23 protein-coding genes and 2 pseudogenes are annotated in these 24,985 nt (G+C 72.0%); 9 read left to right on the forward strand and 16 right to left on the reverse strand.

Going from position 1 to position 24,985, the window contains the following annotated elements:
• Positions 1-108: 108 nt before the first annotated feature.
• The 5 genes from ABD811_RS15785 to ABD811_RS15805 all read right to left on the reverse strand — a co-directional run bounded on the left by ABD811_RS15785 (position 109) and on the right by ABD811_RS15805 (position 7,373).
• On the reverse strand, positions 109-2,100 hold the full coding sequence (locus ABD811_RS15785) for a glycosyltransferase (RefSeq protein ID WP_344947377.1): 1,992 nt from the start codon (positions 2,098-2,100) through the stop codon (positions 109-111).
• A gap of 114 nt (positions 2,101-2,214) precedes the next feature.
• Positions 2,215-3,462 carry a cytochrome P450 gene (locus ABD811_RS15790; protein WP_344947379.1) on the reverse strand — a complete coding sequence of 416 codons (1,248 nt, stop codon included), beginning with the start codon at positions 3,460-3,462 and terminating at the stop codon, positions 2,215-2,217.
• Between the two features lie 97 nt (positions 3,463-3,559).
• The gene (locus tag ABD811_RS15795) at positions 3,560-4,477 is read right to left on the reverse strand and encodes an alpha/beta fold hydrolase (RefSeq protein WP_344947381.1); all 918 of its coding nucleotides are present in this window, start codon (positions 4,475-4,477) and stop codon (positions 3,560-3,562) included.
• Between the two features lie 187 nt (positions 4,478-4,664).
• Positions 4,665-5,930 (reverse strand): class I SAM-dependent methyltransferase, encoded by a 1,266-nt coding sequence (locus tag ABD811_RS15800; RefSeq protein WP_344947382.1) that lies wholly within the window; start codon positions 5,928-5,930, stop codon positions 4,665-4,667.
• Positions 5,931-6,005: 75 nt separating this feature from the next.
• A complete protein-coding gene (locus ABD811_RS15805) occupies positions 6,006-7,373 on the reverse strand; it encodes an FAD-binding oxidoreductase (RefSeq protein WP_344947384.1) in 1,368 nt (455 codons plus the stop codon).
• A 91-nt stretch (positions 7,374-7,464) separates the two neighbouring features.
• Here ABD811_RS15805 and ABD811_RS15810 point away from each other — a divergent pair, with 91 nt between their 5' ends.
• Positions 7,465-8,025 (forward strand): pyridoxamine 5'-phosphate oxidase family protein, encoded by a 561-nt coding sequence (locus tag ABD811_RS15810; protein WP_344947386.1) that lies wholly within the window; start codon positions 7,465-7,467, stop codon positions 8,023-8,025.
• On the opposite strand, the gene ABD811_RS15815 is transcribed toward ABD811_RS15810, so the two are convergent.
• Both ABD811_RS15815 and ABD811_RS15820 read right to left on the reverse strand, forming a co-directional pair.
• Entirely contained in the window at positions 8,018-8,530 is a 513-nt protein-coding gene (locus ABD811_RS15815; RefSeq protein ID WP_344947387.1) for a DUF1707 and DUF4870 domain-containing protein, read from the reverse strand. The genes ABD811_RS15810 and ABD811_RS15815 overlap by 8 nt on opposite strands.
• A gap of 93 nt (positions 8,531-8,623) precedes the next feature.
• Positions 8,624-9,454, reverse strand: a complete 831-nt coding sequence (locus ABD811_RS15820) for a polysaccharide deacetylase family protein (RefSeq protein ID WP_344947391.1) — start codon at positions 9,452-9,454, stop codon at positions 8,624-8,626.
• Between the two features lie 175 nt (positions 9,455-9,629).
• Between ABD811_RS15820 and ABD811_RS15825 the strand changes: the two genes are divergently transcribed.
• Positions 9,630-9,998, forward strand: coding sequence for a hypothetical protein (locus ABD811_RS15825; protein WP_344947394.1), 369 nt, complete (start codon positions 9,630-9,632; stop codon positions 9,996-9,998).
• A 38-nt stretch (positions 9,999-10,036) separates the two neighbouring features.
• On the opposite strand, the gene ABD811_RS15830 is transcribed toward ABD811_RS15825, so the two are convergent.
• The 3 genes and pseudogenes from ABD811_RS15830 to ABD811_RS15840 all read right to left on the reverse strand — a co-directional run.
• Positions 10,037-10,420, reverse strand: a complete 384-nt coding sequence (locus ABD811_RS15830) for a DoxX family protein (protein ID WP_344947397.1) — start codon at positions 10,418-10,420, stop codon at positions 10,037-10,039.
• 5 nt (positions 10,421-10,425) lie between these two features.
• Positions 10,426-10,671 (reverse strand): annotated as a pseudogene (locus ABD811_RS15835) (SRPBCC domain-containing protein); the annotation flags it as partial.
• Between the two features lie 25 nt (positions 10,672-10,696).
• Positions 10,697-10,942: pseudogene (locus ABD811_RS15840) on the reverse strand (ArsR/SmtB family transcription factor); the annotation flags it as partial.
• Between the two features lie 269 nt (positions 10,943-11,211).
• Here ABD811_RS15840 and ABD811_RS15845 point away from each other — a divergent pair.
• Entirely contained in the window at positions 11,212-12,069 is an 858-nt protein-coding gene (locus ABD811_RS15845) for a hypothetical protein (RefSeq protein WP_344947400.1), read from the forward strand.
• A gap of 982 nt (positions 12,070-13,051) precedes the next feature.
• Here ABD811_RS15845 and ABD811_RS15850 read toward each other — a convergent pair.
• The 3 genes from ABD811_RS15850 to ABD811_RS15860 form a co-directional block, all read right to left on the reverse strand.
• A complete protein-coding gene (locus tag ABD811_RS15850; RefSeq protein ID WP_344947403.1) occupies positions 13,052-13,333 on the reverse strand; it encodes a GlsB/YeaQ/YmgE family stress response membrane protein in 282 nt (93 codons plus the stop codon).
• Positions 13,334-13,793: 460 nt separating this feature from the next.
• Positions 13,794-14,573, reverse strand: coding sequence for an SDR family NAD(P)-dependent oxidoreductase (locus tag ABD811_RS15855; protein ID WP_344947406.1), 780 nt, complete (start codon positions 14,571-14,573; stop codon positions 13,794-13,796).
• Between the two features lie 27 nt (positions 14,574-14,600).
• On the reverse strand, positions 14,601-15,371 hold the full coding sequence (locus ABD811_RS15860; protein WP_344947409.1) for an SDR family oxidoreductase: 771 nt from the start codon (positions 15,369-15,371) through the stop codon (positions 14,601-14,603).
• A 102-nt stretch (positions 15,372-15,473) separates the two neighbouring features.
• On the opposite strand from ABD811_RS15860, the gene ABD811_RS15865 reads away from it, so the two are divergent.
• On the forward strand, positions 15,474-16,304 hold the full coding sequence (locus ABD811_RS15865) for a helix-turn-helix transcriptional regulator (RefSeq protein WP_344947412.1): 831 nt from the start codon (positions 15,474-15,476) through the stop codon (positions 16,302-16,304).
• Positions 16,305-16,682: 378 nt separating this feature from the next.
• On the opposite strand, the gene ABD811_RS15870 is transcribed toward ABD811_RS15865, so the two are convergent.
• The 3 genes from ABD811_RS15870 to ABD811_RS15880 all read right to left on the reverse strand — a co-directional run bounded on the left by ABD811_RS15870 (position 16,683) and on the right by ABD811_RS15880 (position 18,965).
• Positions 16,683-17,087, reverse strand: a complete 405-nt coding sequence (locus tag ABD811_RS15870) for a nuclear transport factor 2-like protein (protein ID WP_344947415.1) — start codon at positions 17,085-17,087, stop codon at positions 16,683-16,685.
• Between the two features lie 288 nt (positions 17,088-17,375).
• Positions 17,376-18,398 carry a DUF4192 domain-containing protein gene (locus ABD811_RS15875; protein ID WP_344947417.1) on the reverse strand — a complete coding sequence of 341 codons (1,023 nt, stop codon included), beginning with the start codon at positions 18,396-18,398 and terminating at the stop codon, positions 17,376-17,378.
• 69 nt (positions 18,399-18,467) lie between these two features.
• Positions 18,468-18,965 carry a phosphoribosyltransferase gene (locus ABD811_RS15880; RefSeq protein WP_344947420.1) on the reverse strand — a complete coding sequence of 166 codons (498 nt, stop codon included), beginning with the start codon at positions 18,963-18,965 and terminating at the stop codon, positions 18,468-18,470.
• Between the two features lie 98 nt (positions 18,966-19,063).
• On the opposite strand from ABD811_RS15880, the gene ABD811_RS15885 reads away from it, so the two are divergent.
• From ABD811_RS15885 to ABD811_RS15905, 5 genes are all read left to right on the forward strand, one after another.
• Complete coding sequence (locus ABD811_RS15885) at positions 19,064-21,166, forward strand: ATP-dependent DNA helicase (protein ID WP_344947423.1); 2,103 nt, start codon at positions 19,064-19,066, stop codon at positions 21,164-21,166.
• 251 nt (positions 21,167-21,417) lie between these two features.
• Entirely contained in the window at positions 21,418-22,299 is an 882-nt protein-coding gene (locus ABD811_RS15890) for an IclR family transcriptional regulator (protein ID WP_344947426.1), read from the forward strand.
• Complete coding sequence (locus ABD811_RS15895; protein WP_344947429.1) at positions 22,296-22,778, forward strand: pyridoxamine 5'-phosphate oxidase family protein; 483 nt, start codon at positions 22,296-22,298, stop codon at positions 22,776-22,778. Before ABD811_RS15890 ends, ABD811_RS15895 begins: the two co-directional genes overlap by 4 nt.
• Positions 22,775-24,001, forward strand: a complete 1,227-nt coding sequence (locus ABD811_RS15900) for a M20 family metallopeptidase (protein WP_344947432.1) — start codon at positions 22,775-22,777, stop codon at positions 23,999-24,001. The genes ABD811_RS15895 and ABD811_RS15900 overlap by 4 nt, the downstream gene beginning before the upstream one ends.
• Positions 23,998-24,960: an ABC transporter permease gene (locus ABD811_RS15905; RefSeq protein ID WP_344947435.1), complete on the forward strand. Its 963-nt coding sequence runs from the start codon at positions 23,998-24,000 to the stop codon at positions 24,958-24,960. Before ABD811_RS15900 ends, ABD811_RS15905 begins: the two co-directional genes overlap by 4 nt.
• Positions 24,961-24,985 lie beyond the last annotated feature (25 nt).

The raw sequence follows: 24,985 nt of genomic DNA on the forward strand, positions 1-24,985 counted from the left end.
GGGGCGGTGGGCGGGCCGCATGCCCGGTGGGCCGACGACGCGCGACAGCGCGAGCGCCTCGTGCGAGGAGGTGCCGGGCGCTGCGACGCAGAGGACGACGGTCCCGTTCTAGAACAGGACGTGCTCCTCGGCGAAGCCGTAGAAGGCGACGCGGCCGTTGGCCAGCAGGCGCCGGTCGTCGGGCTGCCAGGTGTGCTTGGAAGGGTCGGCGTGCCGGACGGTGACGAACGAGTACCGGTCGGCCGCGTACAACCGGACGCCGTCACCGCGCAGCCGCCGGAACAGGTCGGTGTCCTCGCCGCGCGGCAGGTCGGCGAACCGGTAGGTCCTCAGCAGGTCCGCCTCGGCCAGCAGGGCGCCGCCGCGCAGGTGGTCGACGTGGCGGTGCTCGTGGTCGGGCCAGCGCAGCACCGTCGCGCCCACCGACTCCAGGTAGGCGTAGTGGGCGAGCTTGCCGACCACGCCCGCGTCGGCGTAGGAGAACGCGGCGACCAGGTCGGCGACGTAGTGCGGGCCGTACAGCTCGTCGTCGTCCATCTTGCCGACGTAGGCGCCGCCGGCCGCGTCCAGGCCGAGGTTCAGGCAGGCGCCGAGCGGCAGTGACCGGTCGGCGGTCAGCACCACGACGTCGTCGAGCCCGGCCTCGCGGGCCCGCTTCTCGACGGCCGCGGTCTCCACGTCGAGGCCGTGCAGCACGATGACCAGCTGCAGGGGACGCCAGGTCTGCCGCGCGGTCTGGGCGATGGCGTGGTCGATCTGGCCGGGACGGTTCGTCGACAGCACCAGCGAGACGGGCGGCGGCACGATGGGGGCGGGGTCGCGCAGGCCGACCGCCTCCAGGAGGGTGCCGACGCGGTGCCGGTAGGTGTGCGCGGCGTGGACGTCGCGCCACGCCAGATGGGCCTGCCGGTCGCGCAGTTCGGGAGCGGCGAGCAGCGCGCGCAGCACGGTCCGTCCCTCGTCGGCGTCCGCGACCGCGGGCCCGAACCCGGGTGCCGACCGTCGCAGCACGACCGGGACGCCCGCGGCCGCCGCCTCGTAGGGCTGCCGGCCGTCCGCGGCCAGGAGCACCTGGTAGTGCTTGCGCGCCGTCAGCGACTTCTCGTACGGCAGGGGCGCGACGACGCGCTGCCGGTACTTGTGGGGAAAGCCGTGCCCGCGGAAGTGCGCGCCGAGCTTGGGGGCGGGGGCGAGGAGCGGCTCGTCTTCCTCGTCGTAGTCGCCCTCGTACAGCAGCGGGTACCGCCCCTGGCCGGGGACGCGGATCGGGTTGTGCAGCCGCGGCTGCGCCGCGAAGGGCAGGAGGCGCGCGCCGTTGGCGTGCCGCGCGGCGGTGGCCTGGTCGACGGCGAAGACGTGGTCGAACAGGGCGGCGTGCTCGTGCGGGCCGTCGCCGGTGTCCCAGTACACGGTGGGCACGCGGTGCTCGCGGCACCACGCGGCCATCTCCTCGATCGGCAGCCCGGACGCGGCCGACGCGACGAGCAGCAGGTCGGGGCGTTCGGCCTCGAAGACGTCGCGCCAGTCGTCGGTACCGGGGCGGAAGCCGTCCAGCTGCCGCCACTCGTACCGCAGCGCGAGCGCGACGGCCGGGGACGCGACGACGGCGGCGGTCACGCCGGGACGGTTGACCGGCCCGTCGGGGATCGCCGCGGCGGGCGCGTCGAGCGGCTCGGTGTCGGCGACGCGGATCTCCGGGCGCCGGGTCCGCTTCGGCGCGTCGGGTGGTGCCGCGGGCAGCGCGCGGCCGCGCAGCGCCCCGGCGAACCGCCGGTAGGACGCGGCGGCCAGCGGGCGCCGCCGCACCGCCGTCAGCGCCTCGCCCAGCCGCCACCGGCGCCGTCGCCGCATCGCCTCGGCCTGCCATTCGGCCTGCTCGGCGCGGTGCGCCTGTTCGGCGGCGCGCCGCCCCGTGTCGCCGAGCTCCCGGGCGACCTCGGCCAGCCGCCGCCTGAGCAGCTCGACGTGCCGGTCGCGGTCGCGCCTTTCGTGCTCGACCTCGTCCAGCCGCGCCCGCACGGCCGCGTTCTCCGCGGCCAGCCGGTCGGCGCGTTCCCGTTGCGTCGCGGCGTCGTCGCCGAACTTGCCGGCCTGCGTCACGGGCCACTCCCGGGGTGGACGTCCTAAGGTCAACCCGTCCACGCTAGGCCGCCCGCACCGTTCCACCGGGCGGCGTCACCGGGCGTTCCTCGAACGTTCAGCAGGCGTAGGCGTTCAGAACGTGTACGCCAGCCGCTTGATGCCGTTGATGAAGCTGGAGTCCAGGCGGTCGGGCTCGCCGTCGGACCGGATGCCGGGCAGGCTCCGCAGCAGCTCGCGGAACATCACGGTGATCTCGCGGCGGGCCAGGTGGGCGCCCAGGCAGAAGTGCGGGCCGGGGCCGCCGAACCCCACGTGCGGGTTGGGGTCGCGCAGGATGTCGAAGCGTTCGGGGGCGGTGAAGACGGTCTCGTCCCGGTTGGCCGACCAGTAGTAGAGCAGCAGCTTGTCGCCCGCCTTGATGTCGTGGTCGAGGAGGGTGGTGTCGCGGGTGGCGGTGCGCCGCATCCACACGACCGGCGACACGTACCGGACGATCTCCTCGACGGCGCCGCCGACGCGTCCCTCGAAGTCGGCGACGAGCAGGGCGCGCTGGTCGGGGTGCCGGGTCAGCAGGTCCAAGCCGTGCGCGATGGCGTTGCGGGTCGTCTCGTTGCCGGCCACCACGAGCAGGATGAAGAACGAGCCCAGCTCCTGGTCGGTGAGCGACTCCCCGTCGATGTTGGCGTTCACCAGCGCGGAGGTCAGGTCGTCGGTGGGCTCGGCGCGGCGGCGCCGGGCCAGGTCCGCCACGATCTCCTTGAGCGTCTGGCCCGCGCCCATCAGCGCCAGCGCGGCCTCCTCGGGGTCGTCGGAGGGCAGGAACTCGGGGTCGTTGCCCGCCAGGATCACGTTGGTGGCGTCCAGGACGGTGTCGTGGTGCTCGGGCGCGATGCCCATCATGTCGCAGATGATCGTCAGCGGGAGCCGGGCGGCGACGTCGGCCACGAAGTCGCCGGTGCCGCGGCCGGCCGCCACCCGCGCCGCCAGGTCGGCGGCGACGTGCTGCACCCGGTCCTCGAACCGCTGGATCATGCGCGGGGAGAACGCGCGTGACACGATGCGGCGCAGCCGGGCGTGCCGCGGATCGTCCATGTTGATCATGGAGCCGAAGTACTCGTGCAGGTCGCCCGGCATGTCGGGGATGTTGGTGGCGCCGTGTCCGGAGCAGAAGTCCTGGGGCCGCCGGGAGGCCTCCAGCACCTCGGCGTGCCGGGTGAGGGCGAGGTAGCCGGGCCCGCGCGGGACGATCCGCACGTCCGGCTCCTCGAAGCGGACCAGGCCGGGCTCCCAGCGCAGCGCCTTGAACGCCTCGTGCCGGTGTTCCAGCGGACGCCGCCAGAAGTCCCTGTCCGTCAGGTTGATGTCCTCGACCTTGAGCATCGCGCCACCCGAGTTTCAGAACGCCATTCGGTTTACAAACAGCCTCGCAAAGTAAACCGCCGGCGCGGGAGTCTCTCCCGCGTGACAACCGTCACAGTCACCCCTGGGCGGCGGCGAGCCAGTCCAGGATCAGCCGGTTGACCTCGGCGGGACGTTCCAGGTGCAGGAAGTGGCCCGTGCCGGGGACGAGTTCGGCGCGCGAGCCGGGCGGCAGGTGGGCCAGCACGGCCGAGACGTCCCCGCCCGGCGCGAACGCGTCCGCGCCGAGGCACCCGTCGTCGGCTCCGTGCAGGTAGAGCAGCGGCCGCCCGGCGGGAGCGGACACCGCCTCCTGCTGCGCCGCGTACCGGTCGACGTGGCGGGACGGATCGAACATGGCCCGGTAGTAGCCGAGGGCGGCGGCGAGGTTGGCGGGTTCGGCCAGGCAGTCCATGACGTGGGCGACGTCGTCCGTCGCGTCGTAGCCGGGCGACCAGTCCCGCCACAGCCCGGCGACGAACGCGCCGTTCACCGCGGCCTCGGCCAGGGGCGTCTGGAACAGGAAGATGTAGAACGACCGCTTGAGCTGCTCGTACTGGAAGAACGAGCTCATCATCGACGCCATCGGCGGCACCGCGAGCGTCACGGCGCGGCGCCACCGCTCGGGCGCGTGGGCGACGGCGCCGTAGGTGGCGAACGCGCCCCAGTCGTGCCCGACGAGCACCGCGTCGGAGCCGCCGCCGAACGCCTCGTGCAGCGCCACGGCGTCGGCGACGAGCGCGCCGGTCTGGTACGCGCCGTCGTCCGGCACCGCCGTGGGCGCGTAGCCGCGCATGAACGGGGCGACGGCGTGGTAACCGGCGTCGGCCAGTTCGGGCAGCAGGTGCCGCCACGTGCGGGCGGAGTCGGGGAAGCCGTGCAGGCACAGCGCGAGCGGCCCGCCGTCCGGGCCCGCCTCCAGATAGCCGAACTCCACCCCGTTCGCCGTGACGGTCCCCGCGCGCACGTCGTCCACCTCGGCTCCTCCCTCGCCCACCGAGCGCGACGTTACAACAGCGACCGACCGGCGCCCAGGCCGTGGCGTCCGTCACCTCCGCCGAGGGTCTGACCTCGGGCTGCTCACGCCGAGCGGCTGTTCGGGCCGCAACGGAAACGGGCTTCCGCGGGTCGCGCCCGCGGAAGCCCGTTGTTCGCCCGTTGCGACGGCTCTACGCCCGTGCGGGTCACACGCCCCAGTCGGGACGCAGCGGCATGTGCGAGTTGCCCTTGGCGTCGAGCTTGACGCCAAGCGTCTGGTGCAGCTGGATCCAGTTGCGCTCGAAACCGATGATGCAGCCGGCCATGTACACCCGCCACACCCGGGCGGTGCCCTCGCCGACCTCGGCGACGGCGTCGTCCCAGCGCGCGTCCAGGTTGCGGCACCAGCCCGCGAGGGTGCGGGCGTAGTGCTCGCGCAGGTTCTCCTGGTGACGGATCTCGAAGCCCGCGTCGTTCATCTTCGACTGGATGTACCCCGGGCCCTCCAGCTCACCGTCGGGGAACACGTACCGGTTGATGAACCCGCCCGGCTTCATCGCCGGCGCCAGGTTGTCGGGCCGGGTGATGGTGTGGTTCAGCATCCGGCCGCCCGGCACGAGCTTGTCGTACAGGAAGGAGAAGTACGACGGCAGGTTGGCCTTGCCGATGTGCTCGGTCAGTCCGATCGAGCTGACCGCGTCGAACCCGGTCTCCTCCACGTCCCGGTAGTCCAGGTGCCGCACCTCGGCCAGCTCCGACAGGCCGCGGTCGGCGATGGCCTTCTGCGCCCACTCGGCCTGCTGCTTGGACAGGGTGACGCCCAGCGCCTTCACCCCGTACTCCTTGGCGGCGTGCATCACCATGCCGCCCCAGCCGCAGCCCACGTCCAGCAGCCGCATGCCCGGCCGCAGGCCGAGCTTCTTGGCGACCAGGTCGTGCTTGTGGAACTGCGCCTCCTCCAGGGTGGCGTCCTCCCGGGGGAAGCACGCGCACGTGTAGGCCATCGACGGCCCCAGCACCCACTCGTAGAAGGTGTTGGACACGTCGTAGTGATGCGAGATGGCCTTGGCGTCGCGCCGCTTGGAGTGGCGCAGCCAGGACGGCACCCGGCTGAACGGCGCCTCCTGGGGCGGCGGCGGCAGACGGCGGCTGACCGCCGCGCGCAGCAGCGGGTTGCGCACCACCTCTCCGAGGATCCTGGCCTTGTCCCCCCACGACACGTCACCCAGCGCCTGCTGCATCGTCGACAGCGCGGTGTACATGTCGCCGTGCACGTCGAGGTGCCCGCTGACGTACGCCCGAGCCAGCCCAAGAGAACCCGGCGAGTGCACCAGGTAGGACACCGCGTACGGGGAACGCACCTCGAAGCGGATGTCGGCCCCCGGACTGCCCGCCCGCGACCCGTCGTACGCGACGAACTCCACTGGCGCGTCAGGCCCGACGAGCTCCTCGAAGACCCTGGCCAGCGTCATGTTCTTCCTCCTGTCTCTCCGCCCCGAGCCGGGCCGAGCCCCGGCTCCGCCGGGGCATCCCCCCGGTGGCGCGGCTCAGCGCCCGCGCACACACTTGTCGTAGAGGTCCAGCAGGCGCTTGTCGGGGTCGTACGTCTCCTTGAGCCGTCGGTAGGTCTCCCCGTCGTAGTGCCGCCAGAACTCGTCACGGCTGTAAAAAGCAGTCGAGTAGAGGGACTTATGCCCGTCAAGCGCGGCGACCTTACGTTCGATGAGCCGGTTGTGGTACTCGGGTATCTTCCCCGGAGGCAGCCTGACCGTCCCCCAGAAACCGACGTTGACGTACGTGCGGCCCGGCTCCAGCGGGTACAGCGGCCAGCGGTCGCGCGCGCGCAGCGGGCACAGCCACACCGGGCTCATGCCCACCTTGTCGTGGAAGAAGTCGAGGAACTCCGGCAGCCGCTCCACCGGAACCTCGATGTCCTGAATGACGTCCTCGCGGGGACGCTCCCCCCGCCACCGGTCGATCCGGGCGACGACATGGAACCGCCGGTCGTAGGCCACCAGCTTGCGGTAGACGTCCGACCGCTTGGCCTTGTCCGGCCACACCCGGCGCACCAGCGGATGCTGGACGCCGAACGCACGCGAGCACCAGAACCAGTCGGTGTCCCAGCGCCAGATGTAGTCGCGCACCGTCAGGAAGTCCACCGACCGCTCCTGGATGGACCGGTAGTAGATCTTCTGGCCGGTGTAGTCGGAGGTGTAGGGCGCGCTGTCGGCGAACGACCCGACCGTCAGGTACGCCTCGCCCGGCCCGAACACCGTGCCGTCGAGGAAGTCGATCGGCTCGCCCTCGTACTCCTTCGCCTCACTCAGCTCGGCGATCGCCTTCGCGCACGCCTCCGCCGAGCCGTACCGCAGGTGCCGCAGCCGCACGTACGGCTTGACGGGGATCAGCTCGATCTTCAACCGCAGCGAGTAGCCGAGCGTCCCGTAGGAGTTGGGGAACCCGAAGAACAGGTCGGAGTGCTCGTTGTCGCGGGTGGCGGTGACGATCTGGCCGTCCCCGGTCAGCACCTGCATCTCCAGCACCGCCTCGTGCGGCAGGCCGAGCCGGAATGACGTCGACTCGATGCCGAGGCCGGTCACCGCGCCGCCGAGCGTGATGGTCTTCAGCTGCGGCACCACCGTGGGCATCAGCCCGTACGGCAGGGTCGCGTCCACCAGGTCCTCATAGGTGGTCATGCCCTGCACGTCGGCGGTGCGCGCCTCCGGGTCGACGCTCAGCACCTTGTCGAACCCCGACACGTCCAGCCCGGGCGCGTCCGACGGGTCCCGCCAGCGGAACAGGTTCGAGGTCTTCTTCGCCAGCCGCACCGGCGTCCCCGCCGGAATGGCGTCGTACGACCGGCGCAGCGCCTCCACCGCACGCTGGTGATCGTCTCTGATCGCTAGCTCGGTCATCAGTCCTCCCCCACGCACACAGTAAATCGATCATCCCATGTATCGTCCACATATCCGTGGGGTTAGCGTCGTCACAAGGAGGGAGGAGACGATGGGAAAGATCTACGACCGCATCGACGAGCGGTTGCGCGCCTTCATCGTCGCCCAGCCGATGTTCTTCGTGGCCACCGCCCCCGCGGACGGCCATGTGAACGTCTCGCCCAAGGGCTACGCCGACACCTTCGCCGTGCTCGACGACCGCACCGTCGGATACCTCGACCTGACCGGCTCGGGCGCGGAGACCATCGCGCACCTGCGCGAGAACGGCCGCATCACGGTCATGTTCTGCTCGTTCGGCCGCACGCCCAACATCCTGCGGCTGTACGGCACCGGACGCGTCGTGACGCCCGGCTCCCCGCAGTGGCCGGATCTGGCCCGCCACTTCCCCGTCGACACCCCGGGCAGCCGCGCCATCATCGTCGTCGCCGTCGACCGGATCGCCGACTCCTGCGGCTACGGCGTCCCCTACATGGAACCGGCCGGCGACCGCGACATGCTCAAGGACTGGGCGGCGCGCAAGACCCCCGAGAAGCTGAGCGCCTACCAGGCAGAAAAGAACGCCACGAGCATCGACGGCCTGCCCGCGCTGGACGGCCTGGACGAGGTCACTTGACGGGCCGCAGGATCCACGGGTAGCGGAACGGCTGCCCCACCAGCGCGTGGACGGCCGCGACGCCCGCCACCACCCAGGTGATCGTGTAGAGCAGCGCCCCGACGCCGAACGTCAGGATCGTCACCGCCAGCACGGTGAGCTGGAAGTTCACCGCCTCGGCCGCGTGCCGCCGCACGTACGGCGACTTCCTGCCGTACACCAGCATCAGCACCAGCGGCGCCACGAACAGCGTCAGGTATCCGCCGAAGTGCGCGAGCGCCGCCGCGAGCCGCTCCTCGCCCGTCGGCTCCCCCTCCGCCGCCGGCAGCGCCGGGCCCGGCGTCAGGTCGCGCGTCACCGCCGCCAGATCGCTCCGGGTCTTGGCCGTCATGGCCAGGTGCATGCGCATGTCGAACTCGGCGTGCTCCAGGCGCCCTTCGGCGTAGGCGTCCTGCAGGCGCGCGATGACCGGCTCCCGCTCCGCGTCCGACACCCGCAGGTGCCCGGTGGCGTAAGTGCTCTCCATGCCCTTCATCGTCGGTGCCCCGCCGCTCGCCCGGAATCGGGGACACCCCTGAGCCGCCCCTGATTCCCTCCCCCTCCATAAGGGGGACGGGCGTCACCTCCGGTCGGAGACCTGCCCCGGCTGCTCCGGCGTCTCTTGCTCCAGCTCGGTGTACTCCTTACCGGGCGTCATCGACTTCCCGAACAGCTGGGACACCGTCACGAACGTGTATCCATCAGCCCGGAGCCGCTCGATGATGCGCGGCACGGCCTTCACCGTCGTCGAATGGATGTCGTGCATCAGCACGATCATCCCCGGCCGCACCCCCTTGAGCACCCGGCGCTCGACCGTCCCGGTGTTCCGCACCTGCCAGTCGAGCGGATCGACGGCCCACAGCACCTGCGCCAGCTTCATCCGCTTGGCGACGCCCGCCACCGTGGTATCCGTGGACCCGTAGGGCGGACGCATCAGCAGGGGCGTCACCCCGCTCGCCTTGCGGATCGCGTCCTGCGTGCGCGACAGCTCGCTCTCCACCTTCGCGCTGGAGGCACGCCCCAGGTCGACGTGCGACCAGCTGTGGTTGGCCAGCTCGTGCCCCTCGGCCGCCTCCCGCCGCACCAGGTCGGGATAGGTGGCGGCGTTCCTGCCGATGAGGAAGAACGTGACCTTGACGCGCTGCTGGGCCAGAATGTCCAGCAGCTTCCCGGTACCGGGCATCGGCCCGTCGTCGAACGTCAACGCCACGCACTTGGCCCGCGCGCAGTCCACCGGAGGCGGCTCAGGCGTCGGAGTCGGGGTGGGCGCGGGCTTCGGCGCCGGAACCGCGACGGGGATGGACGGCCCCGTGCCCGTCGGGGCCAGCGTGCTCAGCCATCCGAACGACGCCAGCACGGCGACCGCCGCGGCCGACTTCTGGATCATGGCCGTCCAGCGCCGACCGGTCACCGCACCCCCCTGTAAATGATCTTCTGCCCGGGCCAGCAGTGTAAGCCGGGGTCCCCGCACCACAGGCGGACATACGTGCCTGTGTCGGGAACCCGTTCGATGGGAGGGGCGTTATCGTCTTACGCGTATGCGTCCCGGAACCGCTCCGGGGCGGCACCAGACGACGGGGACGGCGATGAGGTTCCGCGACCGCTTCGGCATCCGCAAAAACCGCGGCGCATCGGTCACCAGGCTGGACCGTGAGGCCACCGACGCCGACATCGAGGCACTGATCGCCTTCGCGCGCAGCCGCCAGGGCGTGGAGTTCTACGTCGAGCCCGAGACGTTCGCCACCGACACCACCGCGGTCGCCGTCGCCCACGACGGCGAGTGGACCCGCCGCCGCGTCGGCTCGCCCAAGGTGATCGCCAAGGTGGCCCGCGACCTGAAGCTCCCCGTCTACGACGTCCAGATCGTCGGCTACCCCAACCGCATGCGCGCCTGGAACGAACGCAACCGCGACCGCCGCATAGACCCCGGCACCCCCGGCCAAGCCGTCTCCTGACCGTTCAGCCCGCGCGTCTGGGCGTGGGCCACTCCCCATCAGCGTTTCGGTCTGAACGGGAGTTCCTGGCGCCGCAGCAGCAGGATGCCCGATGCCAGGGCGGCCAAGGCGATGGCGCTGAGCGGATTGCTGTCGAGCACCGTCAGGTTGACCAGGGTGGCGCCGATCAGCAGTAGCAGCAGGCAGAACGCGGCGAGAGCGCGCAGCCGCGGAACCATCAGCCCCACCGCGGCGGCGACCTCCAGCGCTCCGACGACGAACCGCAGCCACTGCCCGGTACCGATGTCGTCGAACATCCGCACCATGCCGAAGTCGCCGGCGAGCTTGGCCGCTCCGGCCCCCGCGATGGCGAGGCCGAGCAGGATCTGCAGCACCCAGGCCGCGATCCCGGCCGGCGTCGCGGTGCGTTCCTCGGCCGCCATCGTCGTCAGGCGGTCGCGGTCAGCAGCGCGGCGAGCCGGTCGACCTGCTCCAGCACGCCCTTCGACATGCCCTGCGACAGGGCGGCGTCCAGCGCCTCCTGCCACGGGAAGCGGGTGTGGTGGACGACCTTCGTCCCGGCGCCGACCTCCTCCAGGGTGATCGTTTCAACGGCTGCGGGCCCGCCGTTGACCGGCTCCACGTCGAAGACCAACGTCCGCACGAGCCGCCGGGGCAGCACGACCTCCAGGTACTCGCCCCTGAACGGCGCCTCACCGCCATCGACTCGGCCACCTCGCGCAGCGGCTCCGGGCGCAGCGGCAGGGACGCCACTGCGCCTGCCGCCCCTGCTCCACGAGCCCCGCCTTCTGCAGCACCTTCAGGTGCTTGGAGATGGCCGGCGCACTCAGGTCGAACGGTTCGGCCAGCTCACCGACCGTGGCCTCCCCCTACGCCAACCGCGCCAGAATCGCCCGCCGCGTCGGGTCGGCAAGCGCGGCGAACGTAACGCTCAATTGATCGATGTCCCTCACCAACCGGTTAACTAACCAATTGGGAAACCAGCGCCCACCACGCACCCCGTCATCCGAACGAATCCCCGCAGCACCGCCCCCGCCCCCATGCGAACCACCAGGGCGACAACTCCGCCGCCCATCACCACAGCAGGCGTCAACCTGCTCAGAGGCCCCTCAGAGCCGGCCGCAGCCCAGCCAGGAGGCCCTTCCGACGCGACTGGCCACCAGATGCGACATGAACACATTGTGAGTGATTGATTACTGATAGTTTGCAGCGCGTGCCGACTTCAGATCACGAGCTGCCGTTGGAGATGGTCCGTAACCGGCCGCAGCTCGTCCCCGAACTACTGCGCAGCGTCTTCGGCCTCGATGTGCCCGGCGACGTCCAGGCCACCCTGACGTCGGAGACCTATGCCGACACTCATCCGGCCGAGCTGCGCTGCGACGCCACCGTCCTGCTGAACGACCCCGACACGCCCAGTCTCGGCGTCGTGGTGGAGTCACAGCTGCGGGCCCGGGAGGAGAAGACGTTCAGCTGGCCCGCCTACCTGGCCCTGCTGCGCCTGCGCCGCAGATGCCCGGTGACGCTGCTGGTGTTCTGCCCCGACCAGGCCACCGCGCGAAGCTGCGCCGCCCCGATCGACATGGGCCACCCCGATTGGGTGCTCAAGCCCCTGACCGTCTATCCCGAGATCCTGCCTCCCATCACCGACCCGGCCACGGCCTGCCGCCTCCCCGAACTCGCCGTGCTCAGCGCCCCCGCCCATGCCGACGGCCCGCACGCCAGAGCCGTCGTCAGCAGCCTCTCTGCCGCCCTCGACGCCCTCACCGGTGACACCGGTGCGTTGTACCATGACTACGTGATGTCGCGGTTCTCTGACACCGCCCGCAAGCTCCTGGAGGAGACTGTGAAGCTCGACAACTACGAGTGGAAGTCGGAGTTCGCCATCACCCACCGGGCTGAGGGTCGGGCCGAGGGCGAGGCCAGGTCGGTGCTGCTCGTGCTGGAGGCCCGTGGCATCGCCGTTCCGGACCACATCCGCGACCGCGTCACCAACTGCAACGACCTCGACCAGCTCGAACGCTGGGTACAGCGCGCCGCCACCATCGACACCGCCGAAGAGCTCCTCGCCTGACGGCTCCCCCACGCTCCGCGCAGGTCCCCTTCGTCCACCGGATGTTGCAGCCACCCCGAATCGGCGGCTTCACGGTCACCCTGCATGCCTCTGACCCAAGGCCGGGGTGAGTTCGTCTGCGGCGGGCCCGGTGTTCGGTGACGGCACCCAGACCCGCGAGACGCGAGACGCGGTTCACCGAATCTCGCGCTGGACGCTGCGCTCCAGCTCTCCGGCGGCGGGGCAGTCGACGCTGCACTGCTGAGCAACCTACGGCGGGGCCGCTCTCCGATGTGGGGAGCGTTCGGGGCGCGGCCGTTGACGCTTTTCGACACCAGGGGCGTGACCTCTTGCGTAGAGCGCGCGGTCCAATCGTCTGGTGTGGGTGGCAGCCTGTAGAAGCCAGAGAAGCCTGAACGGGTTGAGCCGGGCAGTTCTGCCCGTCCCTGCGGCTACCAGGGCTTCTTCGAGCGTTTACGGCCGTAGAGCATCCCCCGTGAGATCACGTTCTGGCTGACGGCGGGGCCGCTACGTGCCTGGCGGACTTCAGCTCAACCTCACGCGCCGCCGGGAGACGGCGGGCTCGAGCGCATAGAGGGGGCGTCGCATCGGTCTTGATGCACGTCTCTGGAGTCCGCGCACCGCTCGTTCGGGGCGAGCGTGCCGCTGCGGTGTCTCGTGGTCACGGGGCTGTGTATGTAGCCACGCAGGTAGGCGGTGCCGAGCTGGGACGCTGACACGCCGTACCCATCGGGCTGCACCAGTTCCCCGCAACACGGCTGGACGCGGCCACGGTGAACGTGGCCGCGTCCAGTGGCTCCCGGCGGCGAGCATCAGGTCGCGTGGCTCCCGTGTGGCCGCGTACTCGGCTGGGGCGTACGGGCGGGACGAGGCGACATGACCTGCTCGCGGGAGGAGTCGAACCTCACTCGATATTCAGTTCGTCGGCGGTGAAAACGGCGAACCGTTGCCGGGGTGCTTCCACAGACCGCTTATCGGCGGGTCAGCGACGGACGCCGCGCTGGCCGCGCCGCTGGAAGGCGGCGACGGCGGCGACACCGATGACGGCCAGACCGACCTGGAAGACCAATTCGATCCAGTCGACGCCGGCCGTGGTGGCCACGCCGACGCCACGGGCGATCGCGGTGCCCACCAGGGCGGCCACGATCCCCACGACGATGGTCATCAGCATGCCGATGGGCTGCCGGCCGGGCAGCACGAGTCGACCGAGCGCACCGATGATGGCGCCGATCACAATGGCCGTGATGATTCCGGTGACGGTCACAGTCCAGCCTCCTTTAATTCGGGATCGCTGCTCCCTCTATGCCCCACTCTGTCGCTTTACACATTCGCGGCCCCGAATGGCTCGCCTTGGCCTCGGTTTGGACCTCCGCCCGGTGGACTGCGTCCCGCCTCCTGCCGGGCCTTCGGCGCACGCTTGAGTCGCCGACGCGGAGGTGTGGCCGAGAGCCTCGGGTGCTCGCACCAGAACCTTCGTCTGGTGGACCGAGCACCGCAGCTGCACCACACCCTGACGCTGGGGCCGGTGCTGCGGCAGGTGACTTGCCGGTGGGGCGACGGGGTACAGGCGCCATGGCAGGCGCGCCGCGCGTCGGTTGGCTCGTCGAGATGGGGAATTGCGGGTTGCCCTGAGGCGGGACCCGCCGGTTGTCCTGACGGCCGGCCTCACGTGGGAGGCGGAGGCAACGGGGGGCGGGGCCGCCTGGGCGACGGAAGAGGTCTGGTCACCGGGCGGTCCAGCCGCCGTCGACGGCGACGAGGGCGCCGGTGACGAAGCTGGCGGCGTCGGACGCCAGGAAGGCCACGGTCTCGGCGACCTCCTCGGGGCGGCCGATCCGGCCGATCGGGTGAGCCGGGCCGAACGAGGCGAGCATCTCGCGGCCGTTCTCGACGACGCCCTCCATGATGTCGGTGTCGATCACCCCGGGGAGCACGGCGTTCGAGCGGATGCCCTTGGGACCGCCCTCGACGGCCAGCACGCGCGTGATCTGGGCCAGGGCGCCCTTGGACGCGGCGTACGCGGTCTGCGTCTCGAAGGCGACCACCGAGGAGACGGAGGCGATCGAGACGATCGCGCCGCCGCCACCGGCCTCCATGACGCGGAAGGCCTCGCGTGCCTGGACGAAGTTGCCGCGGGCGTTGACACGCAGGATGCCCTCGAAGTCCTCGACGGTGGTCTGGGTGATCGGCTTGTTGAGCGTGCGGCCCGCGTTGTTGACCAGGATGTCGAGCCGACCGAACCGGTCGGTGGCCAGCCGCATGGTCGATCGCGCGACCTCCTCGTCGGCGACGTCCCCGACGAGCGCGGCCACGTTGCCGGGATCGGCGGCGGCGAGTTCCTCGACGGCCTCGGAGCGGTCGGTGACGACCAGCCGGGCGCCGCGGTCGCGCAGCAGGACGGCCGTGGCGTGGCCGATGCCGCGCGCGGCGCCGGTGACGACCGCGACCCGTCCGGTCAGGTCCCAGGAGGCAGGGAGGGGCGTGCGGTTCTGGGGGATGGTCATGGAATCCCTTATCGGTGGTGGATGCGGTCAGCGTTGGCGGGCCGGCCGGACGACGATCTCGTTGACGTCGACGTCGGCCGGCTGTGCAAGGGCATAGGAGACGGCCCTGGCGATGGCGTCCGGTTCCATGGCATGCGCACGGTAGGTGCGCATGGCCTCCGCGGCGCCGGGCTCGGTGATGGAGTCCGCGAGTTCGGAGGTGACCACCCCGGGCGAGACGGTCGTGACCCGGATCGAGGGGTCGGACTCCTGGCGCAGGCCCTCGGTGATCGCCCAGGCGGCGTACTTGGTACCGGAGTAGACGGCGCTGGTGGGCACGACCTCGTGTGCGCCGATGCTCGCGATCGTGACGAAGTGCCCTCCGCCCTGTGCGGTGAAGACGGGCAGGGTCGCGGCGATGCCGTGCAGCAGCCCGCGGACGTTCACGTCGATCATCCGGTCCCACTCGTCGACCAGGAGGGAGTCGAGCCGCGACAGCGGCATGACCCCGGCGTTGCCGACCAGGACGTCGACCCGTCCGAAACGCTCTTTGGCGAACTCCACGAAGGCGGCGAAGTCCTCGCGGTCTGTCACGTCGAGCCGCACCGGGTGCAGGCCGCCGCCGGAGCGGGCGGCGGCCTCCGCCGTACGTTCGGCGAGTTCCCGCAGACGGGCGGTCCGTCGCGCGCCCGCGACCACATGGTGCCCCTCGCGTACGAGGCGGGCGGCGACGGCCTCGCCGATGCCGCTGCTGGCCCCGGTGACGAGGACGACCTTGTGGTCGGACGGGTCGGGTGTTGTCGGTTGGTTCGTGGCCATGGCCACGACGTTGGCGGAGTCGCGCGGCGTATGGGAGGGCGCCGTCCTCGTGGGAGTAGCGCACCCAGGAAGCCGGGCGCCCCGCGACCTACCATGGCGGGCATGACACGCTCCGATCTCGGCGCCTATCTGCGGGCCCGGCGGGCACAGGTCACCCCGGACGAGGCGGGCCTCCCCAGCACCGGGTACCGGCGGGTGCCGGGGCTGCGGCGCGAGGAGGTGGCGTCGCTGGCCGGGGTCAGCGTCGACTACTACATCCGCCTGGAACAGGGCCGTGAACGTTCACCGTCGGCGCAGGTGATCGACGCGCTGGCGGCGGCCCTGCGCCTGGGAGAGGACGGCCGCCAGCATTTGTTCCGCCTGGCCGGGCTCAGCCCGCGCGCCCGGACCGCCCCCGCCAGCGACCGCGTCGACCCGAGCCTCCTTCAGCTCATGGACGCCTGGCCGCACAACCCGGCCATCGTCTACAACCGTGCCTACGACGTCCTCGCGTCCAACGCCATCGCCGACGCGCTCTTCGACGACTGGTCGCACTCGCGCAACCTGATGCACATCGTGTTCACCGACCCGGCCGCGCGGGCCTTCTACCGGGACTGGCATGACGTCGCCCGCAACTCCGTGGCCGGCTTCCGCCTCGGCTACGGCGAGGCGCCCGACGACCCGCGGGTGCGGCAGGTGCTCACCGAGCTGCTCGAACGGAGCCCCGAGTTCGCCGACCTCTGGGCCCGTCACGACGCTCGCGGCAAGGCCCTCGAACGCAAGCGTTTCCACCACCGCCAGGTCGGCGCGTTGACGTTGACCATGCAGAGCTTCGCCGTCCGATCGAGCCCCGGCCAGGAACTCGTCGTCTACCACGCGGAGCCGACCTCGGCGAGCAGTGAGGCCCTCATCCTCCTCGGCTCGCTCGCCGCCACCTCACGCCAGCGGACCTAGTCTTCATCGGCTCCCCGTCGATCCGGTGACACGCGGTTCGGCGAGGCTCCGGCCCAGCGCTGGAGACACCCCTCACGAGCCGTGCGCATCGCCGAGGTCGTGCCCGCCGCCCCGCCGCCCGCGCCGGGCTCCGCGCCCGCGAAGCCGAGGTCGGTCAAGTCCAGTCGCAGGCCCCAGGTTGTTGGTCATGTCGCGTCTTGGCATGCGCGGTTGAAACCGCGATGTCCTCGGCTCGGCTCGGCGCTGGGCGGGAGCGTGTCGGCGGGTCTCGCGCGGCCGACCGCGGCCGCGGGTCCGCGAACTCTGGCTGGTCGGCTTGATGCCGGTGTTCAGTCGGGAGTGGTGGAGAGACCGGGGGGCGGCGGTTGGCGGAGTGGGTCAGTCTTCGGTGAGTTCTCTGGTGATCTGGTCGATGCGCCGGATCCGGCCGTCGGGGGCCAGGTGGCCGAACATGTAGATCTCCGCGGCGAAGGTCTTGCCCTTGCGCAGCCTGGTGCGAAGGGTCCACCGCGCGGCTATGCGGTCGCCCGAGAGCAACGCCTCGTGGATCTCGACGGCCGGCCGGTCGCCGGATGCCATGTGCGCCGCGTCGACGTTCCTGCGTACGGGGCGGACGTGGTCGATCATCCGTTGCCGGTCGATCACCAGTCCGTCGTTGCGGTACTCGAAGTCCGGGACGAAGTAGCGGTCGAGGATCGTGCCGGGGTCCTCGTCGGAGACGGCCATCTCCCGGGTGTAGGTGATCAGGAAGTCGGCGAGGTCGTGTTCGGAGCTGATGCCCATGAAGCCGCCTTTTAGGAGTACGTCATACGCTTACGATTCGGCCAACGTACTACACCCCCGTAGGGTTCCGGCACCCCGAATGTTCACCGAAAGCCGTGGCGATGCTGTTGCCGCGAGGCCGCAGGCGCCGGCGGGTGCGCCTGCGGCCTCTCGAGCCGCGGCCTGGTCGCCGATCGGCGGGTCCTCGTGACGGGCATGTCGCGGGGAATCGCCGGACAGAGGGGTCCGGAGGTCGTGCGGATTCGGGCGGAGAGACCTCGGCCGCCGGGGGCGCGGGCGATCATCGCGTCAGGGGTCGGGGGTGTCGTGGTCGGCGTAGGCTCTGGCCAGTTCTTCGGGGGTCATGCCCAGGCGGGCCTTGGAGGGTGGGATGCCCGCGGCGATGATGTCGCGGAGCAGGGCGGCCATGGAGTAGTCGGGGTCGGCGCGGGCGGCGCGGTCGAGGGAGACGTTGGCCAGGCCGCCGTCGCCGACGGTGAAGGCGGCGAAGGCCAGCAGGCAGGCGGGGCCGGGTACGTAGGGCTCCTCGACGCGGCGCAGCACGTACCGCCAGAAGTCGATGTCGGCCCCCGCCGCGTCCTCGTCGATGCGGACCCAGGCCTCGTCGCGGACGCGCATGCTGGTCAGCAGGACGCCGAGCCAGGCGACGTCGTCGTCGCTGGGAGGGGAGTCGCGGGCCGATAGGTCGGCGAGCAGGGTGACGCCTTCCTCGGCCATGCGGGAGCGTATGCGTGCCGGAGACAGGCCCTCGCGGGCCCAGGCGAGGAAGCGGCGTTCGGCGCGGTCGGTGGCCTGGCGCATCGCGGCGCGGACGGGGCCGTCCAGCGGGGCGACCGAGCGGGCGAGTTCGTCCCGGTCCGGGAGGGCGACGTGCCCGGCGAGGGTGGCCTGGGCCGCGACCGCGCTGGCGGTGATGTCGTAGGGGCGGCCTTCGGGCGGGCAGCAGCGCTGGTCGACGCAGGTCATGGACCACCAGCGCCCCTCGGCGACGCGCAGCGCCTCGACGACCTCCACGCCCTTGGCGGTCAGCGTCTCCCAGACGTCCGCGACCGCGGGGGCGACCGGGTCGGCGGGGCCGTAGCCGAGCACCAGGGCGCGACGGAAGTCGTTGCGGGCCAGGACGCCGGCGGTGCGTTCGCAGCCCGTGCGGCTGGTCGGTAAGTCCAGCCGCAGGGCGCACGTGTTGTGCGGGCCGTCGAAGCCGACCACCACGAGGCTGTCGGCGGGGTGGAATCCGAGCAGGTAGGGAACGGCGGCGATGGCGTCCTGGGGCGACCGGATGACCAGCGGCCCCGTCGTTGTGTCCGTCATGCCATCGAGGTTCGCAGCCCGCTCACCCACCGCGACAGACCCGTCACAGATTGTGGATAACTCCGCGCGTCAGGCGTCGAGCACCTGGCGTTCGTGCTGGACCACCGGCGGCAGCGTGGACCACGGGAAGTTGATCCAGCGGTCGGTCCGGCGCCACACGTACTCGCACTCGACCATGGTGCGGGGCTTCTCGTAGATCACGGCGCAGCGGACGTCGGCCACGTGGTCGGCGCAGAAGTCCCGGACCAGCTTGAGGGTGGCGCCGGTGTCGGCGACGTCGTCGGCGACCAGGACGCGGGCGCCCGACAGGTCGACGGCGTTGGGCACCGGGGGCAGCATCACCGGCATGTCGAGGCGCTGGTCGACGCCGGTGTAGAACTCCACGTTCATGACGTGCAGGTTCTTGACGTCCAGCGCGTAACCGAGGGACCCCGCGACGAACAGGCCGCCCCGGGCGATCGACAGGATCAGGTCGGGCCGGTAGCCGCTGTCGGCGACCGCCTGCGCCAGCTCACGGCTCGCCTGCCCGAACAACTCCCAGGTCAGGACTTCTCTTTCAGCAGACACGACCCCTATCTTGGCCGATGCCCGCGGCTGCTCGTGCACCCAGGGGCGTTGAGCGTCCCGCTCCCGAGGGGGCGCCGGGAACGGTAGCGTTGGGCGACGTGCCTGCCCCTGATCTGCTGTCCGACGCCGTCAGAGACGCTCCGCTCCCGGACGTCGCCACGCTCTTGGCCGCGGCCGTGGAGGCCGTCGGCGGGGCGGAGCGGCCGGGGCAGGTGCGGATGGCCGAGGCGGTGGAGAAGGCCATCGCGTCCGGGGAGCACCTGGCGGCGCAGGCGGGCACCGGTACCGGAAAGTCGCTGGCCTACCTGGTTCCGGCGATCCGCCACGCGGTCGACAAGGACACGACGGTGGTGGTGTCCACGGCGACGATCGCGCTGCAGCGCCAGCTCGTCGACCGGGATCTGCCGCGGCTGGCGGAGGCGCTGACGCCGCTGCTCGGCGTGGAGCCCAAGTTCGCGATCCTCAAGGGGCGGCGCAACTACCTGTGCCTGCACCGGGTGCAGACCGGCGCGCCCGAGGAGCCGGAGGAGGGCGGGCTGTTCGACCCGCAGCAGCTGTCGGTGCTGGGACGCCAGGTCAAGCGGCTGAACGAGTGGGCGGACGAGACGACGACCGGTGACCGCGACGAGCTGGTGCCGGGCGTGAGCGAGCAGGCGTGGCGCCAGGTGTCGGTGACCGCGCGCGAGTGCCTGGGGGCGCAGCGCTGCCCGCAGGGCACCGAGTGCTTCGCCGAGCAGGCGCGAGCCGAGGCGGGCGAGGCGCACATCGTGGTGACCAACCACGCGCTGCTGGCGATCGACGCGCTGGAGGACTTCCAGGTCCTGCCCGAGCACGACGTGGTGATCGTCGACGAGGCGCACGAGCTGGTGGACCGGGTCACCTCCGTGGCCACCGACGACCTGAGCGCGACGGCCGTCGAGGTCGCGGCGCGGCGCTGCGGCCGGCTGGTCGAGGAGGGCGTCGCCGACCGGCTCAAGGAGGCGGGCGAAGGGCTCGGCCTGCTGCTGGAGGAGATGCCGCCGGGCCGCATGGACGTCCTGTCACCGGCGCTGGGCAACACCCTGGTCGCGGTACGGGACGCCGCGCACGCCTGCCTCACGGCGCTGGGCCCTGAGCGCAAGGAGAACGACCCCGGGGACATGGCGGCGCGCAAGGCCGCGCGTTCGTCGCTGGAAGACCTGCACGACACGGCCGTACGGCTGCTGGACGCGTTCACCCCCGAGATCGCGGCGCGGTTCGACGTGGTGTGGCTGGACAAGCCGTTCGCGCAGGAGGGGCGGCCGCGGCGTCCGCCTTCCCTGCACGTGGCGCCGATCGGGGTGGGCGGGCTGCTGCGCACCACGCTGTTCGACCGGCGCACCGCGATCCTGACGTCGGCGACGCTCACGCTGGGCGGTTCGTTCGAGCCGCTGGCCCGGCAGTGGGGGCTGCCTCCGCTCGGCGGTGAGGAGAAGGACGCGCCCCTCCCGGCCGCCGGCGACGCCGGGAAGGCCGCCGAGGCCGCGAAGGACGACGACAAGATGGCCTGGTCCGGGCTGGACGCGGGGTCGCCGTTCGATCACGCCAAGGCCGGGATCCTCTACGTGGCGCGCCACCTGCCCCAGCCGGGACGTGACGGGCTGACCGACGCGTACCTGACGGAGATCACCGAGCTGATCGAGGCGGCGGGCGGGCGGACGCTCGGGCTGTTCTCGTCCATGCGGGCCGCCCGGCAGGCCGCCGACGAGCTGAAGGACCATCTGTCGCACCCGCTGCTGTGCCAGGGGGAGGACTCCACGTCCCTGCTGGTCAAGCGGTTCGCCGAGGACGAGCGGACGTGCCTGTTCGGCACCCTGTCGCTGTGGCAGGGCGTGGACGTCCCCGGCCCCTCCCTGCAACTGGTGATCATGGACCGGATCCCGTTCCCCCGGCCGGACGACCCGGTGACGTCGGCGCGGCAGCGGGCGGTGGCGGCGCGGGGCGGCAACGGGTTCATGGCCGTGGCCGCCACGCACGCCGCGCTGCTGCTCGCCCAGGGCGCGGGCCGTCTGCTGCGGTCGATGAGCGACCGCGGGGTGGTGGCGATCCTCGACCCGCGGCTGGCGACGGCCCGTTACGGGACCTTCCTCAAGGCGTCGCTGCCGCCGTTCTGGCCCACGACCGATCCGGACGTCGTCCGCAACGCCCTGCGGCGCCTGGACGCCGCCGTGACCAGCGCCTGACCCGGTTCGCGGCCAGGAAGCCCGTCCAGTGGGCGGGCGATCCCGCCCGCCCCCGGACGTCGCGCCGCTCCCTGCGCCCGCACCTGGTCGCGCTCGCCTGTGGGCGGTCGAGCCACAGCGCGACGTTCACGATCTCTCCTTTCCGTCGCTTCGGCCGTCACTGAAGACGGGCGCCGCCCGGCGGGCGTGACATGTCCGCCCCAAATCTGCCTCTTGTGCAGGTCAAAACGGCTCTGGTAGGAATGGACGCCATGTCCAGACCTGAAATGGACGTGGCGTCCAAACCCGTCTCCGAGGCGCTTCCCGCGCACGCCGGCACGGCCGCGCCGGCGGGGGCGGCCGGGACACCGCGCGAGGCGACCGGGACGGCCAAGGCTCTGGTCAAGGGGCTGGCCCTGGTCGACCTGATCGCGACCGGCGGGCCGCGCCGGCTCACCGACCTGGTGACGGCGACGGGGGTGCCGCGCGGCACCGTGGTGCGGCTGCTGGAGGTGCTGGTGGCGCACGAGGTGCTGCGCGCCGACGCGTCCGGCCACTACGACCTCGGCCCGCAGCTGGCGGTGTGGGGGCAGGGCTTCCTCGGCCGCCTGGACGTGCGCGCCCAGGCCGCGGACCTGATGCGCGAGCTGACCGAGCAGACCCGGGAGACCTGCTTCCTGGGCGTGCGCCGCGGCGCGCAGGTGCTCTACATCGCCAAGACCGACAGCCCGCAGGCGGTGCGGCCCGCGGCGGTGGAGGGCAGCGTGAACCCGCTGCACTGCACCGGAATAGGAAAGGCGCTGCTCGCGCACGCCGACGATGAGGTCGTCCGGGACTACCTGGCGGGGCCGCTGGAGCGTCGCACCCCCAACACGATCATCGATGCGCAGGCGCTGGCCGCCGAGCTGGCGGAAGTGCGCGAACGCGGCTACGCGATCGACGAGATCGAGAACGAGGAGGGGGTGCGGTGCGTGGCCGCCCCCGTCCGCGACCACGGCGGGAGGGTGGTGGCGGCGCTGTCGGTGTCGGCGCCGGCCTACCGGTTCCCGCGCGAGGAGATGCCCGGCGTGGCGCGGCGGCTGCTGGCCGCCGCCGCGACGCTCTCGGCCCGGCTGGGACACCGGGCTCCGCAGCAGACAGAGGAGATCTCATGAGCGAGCCGAACCCCGGAGAAGAGGCCTGGCGCGGCAAGGTCGGCAGGCTCGGCGAGGACGAGGTGAGCGCGTTCCTGGCCGAGGGGCACATCGCACGGCTGGCGTGCCTGGACGAGAACGGCTGGCCGTACGTGGTGCCGTGCTGGCACGAGTGGGACGGCTCGGCGTTCTGGGTGGTGCCGCGCGAACGGTCGGCGTGGGCGCGGCACCTGGCACGCGACGGCCGGTGCGCGATCACCGTGGACGAGGCCGGCACGCAGCGCAAGGTCATCGCGCAGTGCCGGGCGGAGCTGGTGGAGGAGCCGTGCCTGGACGGCCGCTGGCTGCCGATCGCGGAGCGGATGAGCGTGCGTTACCTGGGCGAGAACGGCCCCCGCTACCTGAAGCCGACGCTGGACAAGCGGCGCTGGCTGTTCCGGCTGGAGCCGGTGACCATCACGACCTGGCAGGGCAACGACTGGGCGGAGCGCTACAAGTGAACGGCGGGGACGTCGTCGCGCTGGCCCGCGAGCTGATCCGGGTGCCGAGCCCCAACCCGCCGGGCGGCGAGGGCGGAGTCGCCGAGAGGGTCACCGAGCTCGCGGCCGAGCACGGGCTGCCCGCGCCGCGCGTCCTGGCGCGCGACCCGCGGCGTCCCAACCTGCTGTTCACGCTGGACTTCGGCCCGGGCGGGCGGCATCTGGCGCTGTGCGGCCACATGGACACCAAGCCCGTCGGGGACGCGGTGTGGTCGGTGGACCCGCTGGGCGCCGACCTGGACGGCGACCGCCTGTACGGGCTGGGGTCGGCGGACATGAAGGGCGCCCTGGCCGCGATGATCGTGGCGGCCGGCCGGCTGGTCAGGGACGGCGCCCCGGCGGCCGGCCGGCTGTCGCTGCTGTTCACCGCCGACGAGGAGGACGGCGCCCGGTACGGCGCGCAGTACCTGGCCGAAGCCCTGCCAGGAGATGGCGGGGACGCCCCGGCCGACGCGGTGCTGATCGGCGAGCCGGGCGGGCTGGAGTCCGACTACGACCTGCTGCATCTGGGCAGCCGGGGCATCGCCCGCCTGCGCGTCACCGCGTACGCCCGCCAGGGGCATTCGAGCCTGTCCGGCCGGCCCGGAACGCGCAACGCGGGGGTGGACGCCGCGCACGCCGCGCTCGCCCTGGCCGAGCGGCTGACGCTGCCCTCTCCCCCGGACCCGCACGGCATCCAGGGCTGGACGACCACGGTCAACACCGGCCTGGCCTTCCGCGGCGGCGTGGGCTACGGCGTGCTGCCCGGGCAGATGGGCGTGGACACCGAGGTGCGGCTGCTGCCGGGCATGGAGCGCGACGACGTCCGCGGGCCGATCGAGGCGCTGGCCGCCGACGTGGCCGAGCGCACGGGCGCCGACCTGCGGGTGGAGTTCGACGAGCAGGGCTTTCTGCCGGGCACGGTGGCGGACCCGTCCGGGCCGCTGCCCGCCGCCGTCCGCGAGGCCGCCCGCGCGGTGCTGGGACACGTCCCGCCGGACGCGATGTTCCCGGGGACGACCGACGCCAGCTTCCTGCAACCGGCGTGGAACGTTCCGGTGCTGCCCGCGTTCGGACCCGGTCTGCTCCGGCGCGCGCACGCCGCCGACGAGTGGGTCTCGGTGACCGCGCTGCGGCAGGCCGTCGACCTGTACGCGGGCATCGCCGCCGCCTTCTGCACGACACCCGTGGAGGTGCGTCCATGACGAGCGAGACGATCGCGGCCGGGCGGGCGCGGCCGATGGCGATGGCCGCGACGCTGATGCCGCTGAGCGGCCTGCTGCTGGTGCTGGTCGCGGCGGCCGTGGCGACCCCCGGCTTCTACTCCGAGGCCAACCTGCGGCTGGTGCTGTTCCAGGCGGGGCTGATCGGTGTCACGGCGGTGGGCCAGACGGTGGTGCTGCTGGGACGCGGCATCGACCTGTCGGTGGGCGCGGTGATGGGCCTGACGACCGTGATCGTCGCGCTGAACGCCAACGGCGACGGCGGCCGCCTGCCCGGCGCGATCGCGCTGGCGGTGCTGGCCGGGCTGGTGATCGGCGCGGTGAACGCGGGGCTGGTCGTGCTGCGCGGGGTGCCGCCGTTCGTCGCGACGTTCGCGGTGTTCGTGCTCGTCCAGGGCGCGATCACGGCGTGGACGCGGGGTGCCGCCGCCGGGGACATCCCGAAGGCGCTGCAGCCGCTGGGTTCGGGCCGGTGGCTCGGCGTGCCGGTGCCGCTGTGGCTGTTCGCGGCGATCGCGGCCGTGGCGGCGGTCGTGCTGGCGTGCACGAGCGCCGGGCGACGGCTGTACGCGACCGGGTCCAATCCGCGCGCGGCCCGCCTGTCGGGCATCCGCACCGGACGGGTGCTGGCGGCGGGCTACCTGGTCAGCGCGTTGCTGGCGGTGCTGGCCGGGCTGATCAGCGCCGGGTACGCCGGGCACGTGGACGCGCAGCTGTCGCGCAGCCTGGACCTGAACTCCCTGGCCGCGTCCGTGATCGGCGGCGTCGCCCTGACGGGCGGACGCGGTCACGTCGGCCACACGGTGGTCGGTGTGGCGCTGCTGGCCGTGCTGACCGTCTGGATGATCCAGCTCGGCGCGGGGACGGGCGGGCAACTGGCCGTGCAGGGCGCGGCGATCCTGCTGGCGACCTGGCTGCGGCAACGCGGCTCTGACAACTGAGCCCGGGGTGTGGGTTCCCCCACAG

Source organism: Actinomadura miaoliensis (genome assembly GCF_039536785.1).
Classification (GTDB): domain Bacteria; phylum Actinomycetota; class Actinomycetes; order Streptosporangiales; family Streptosporangiaceae; genus Spirillospora; species Spirillospora miaoliensis.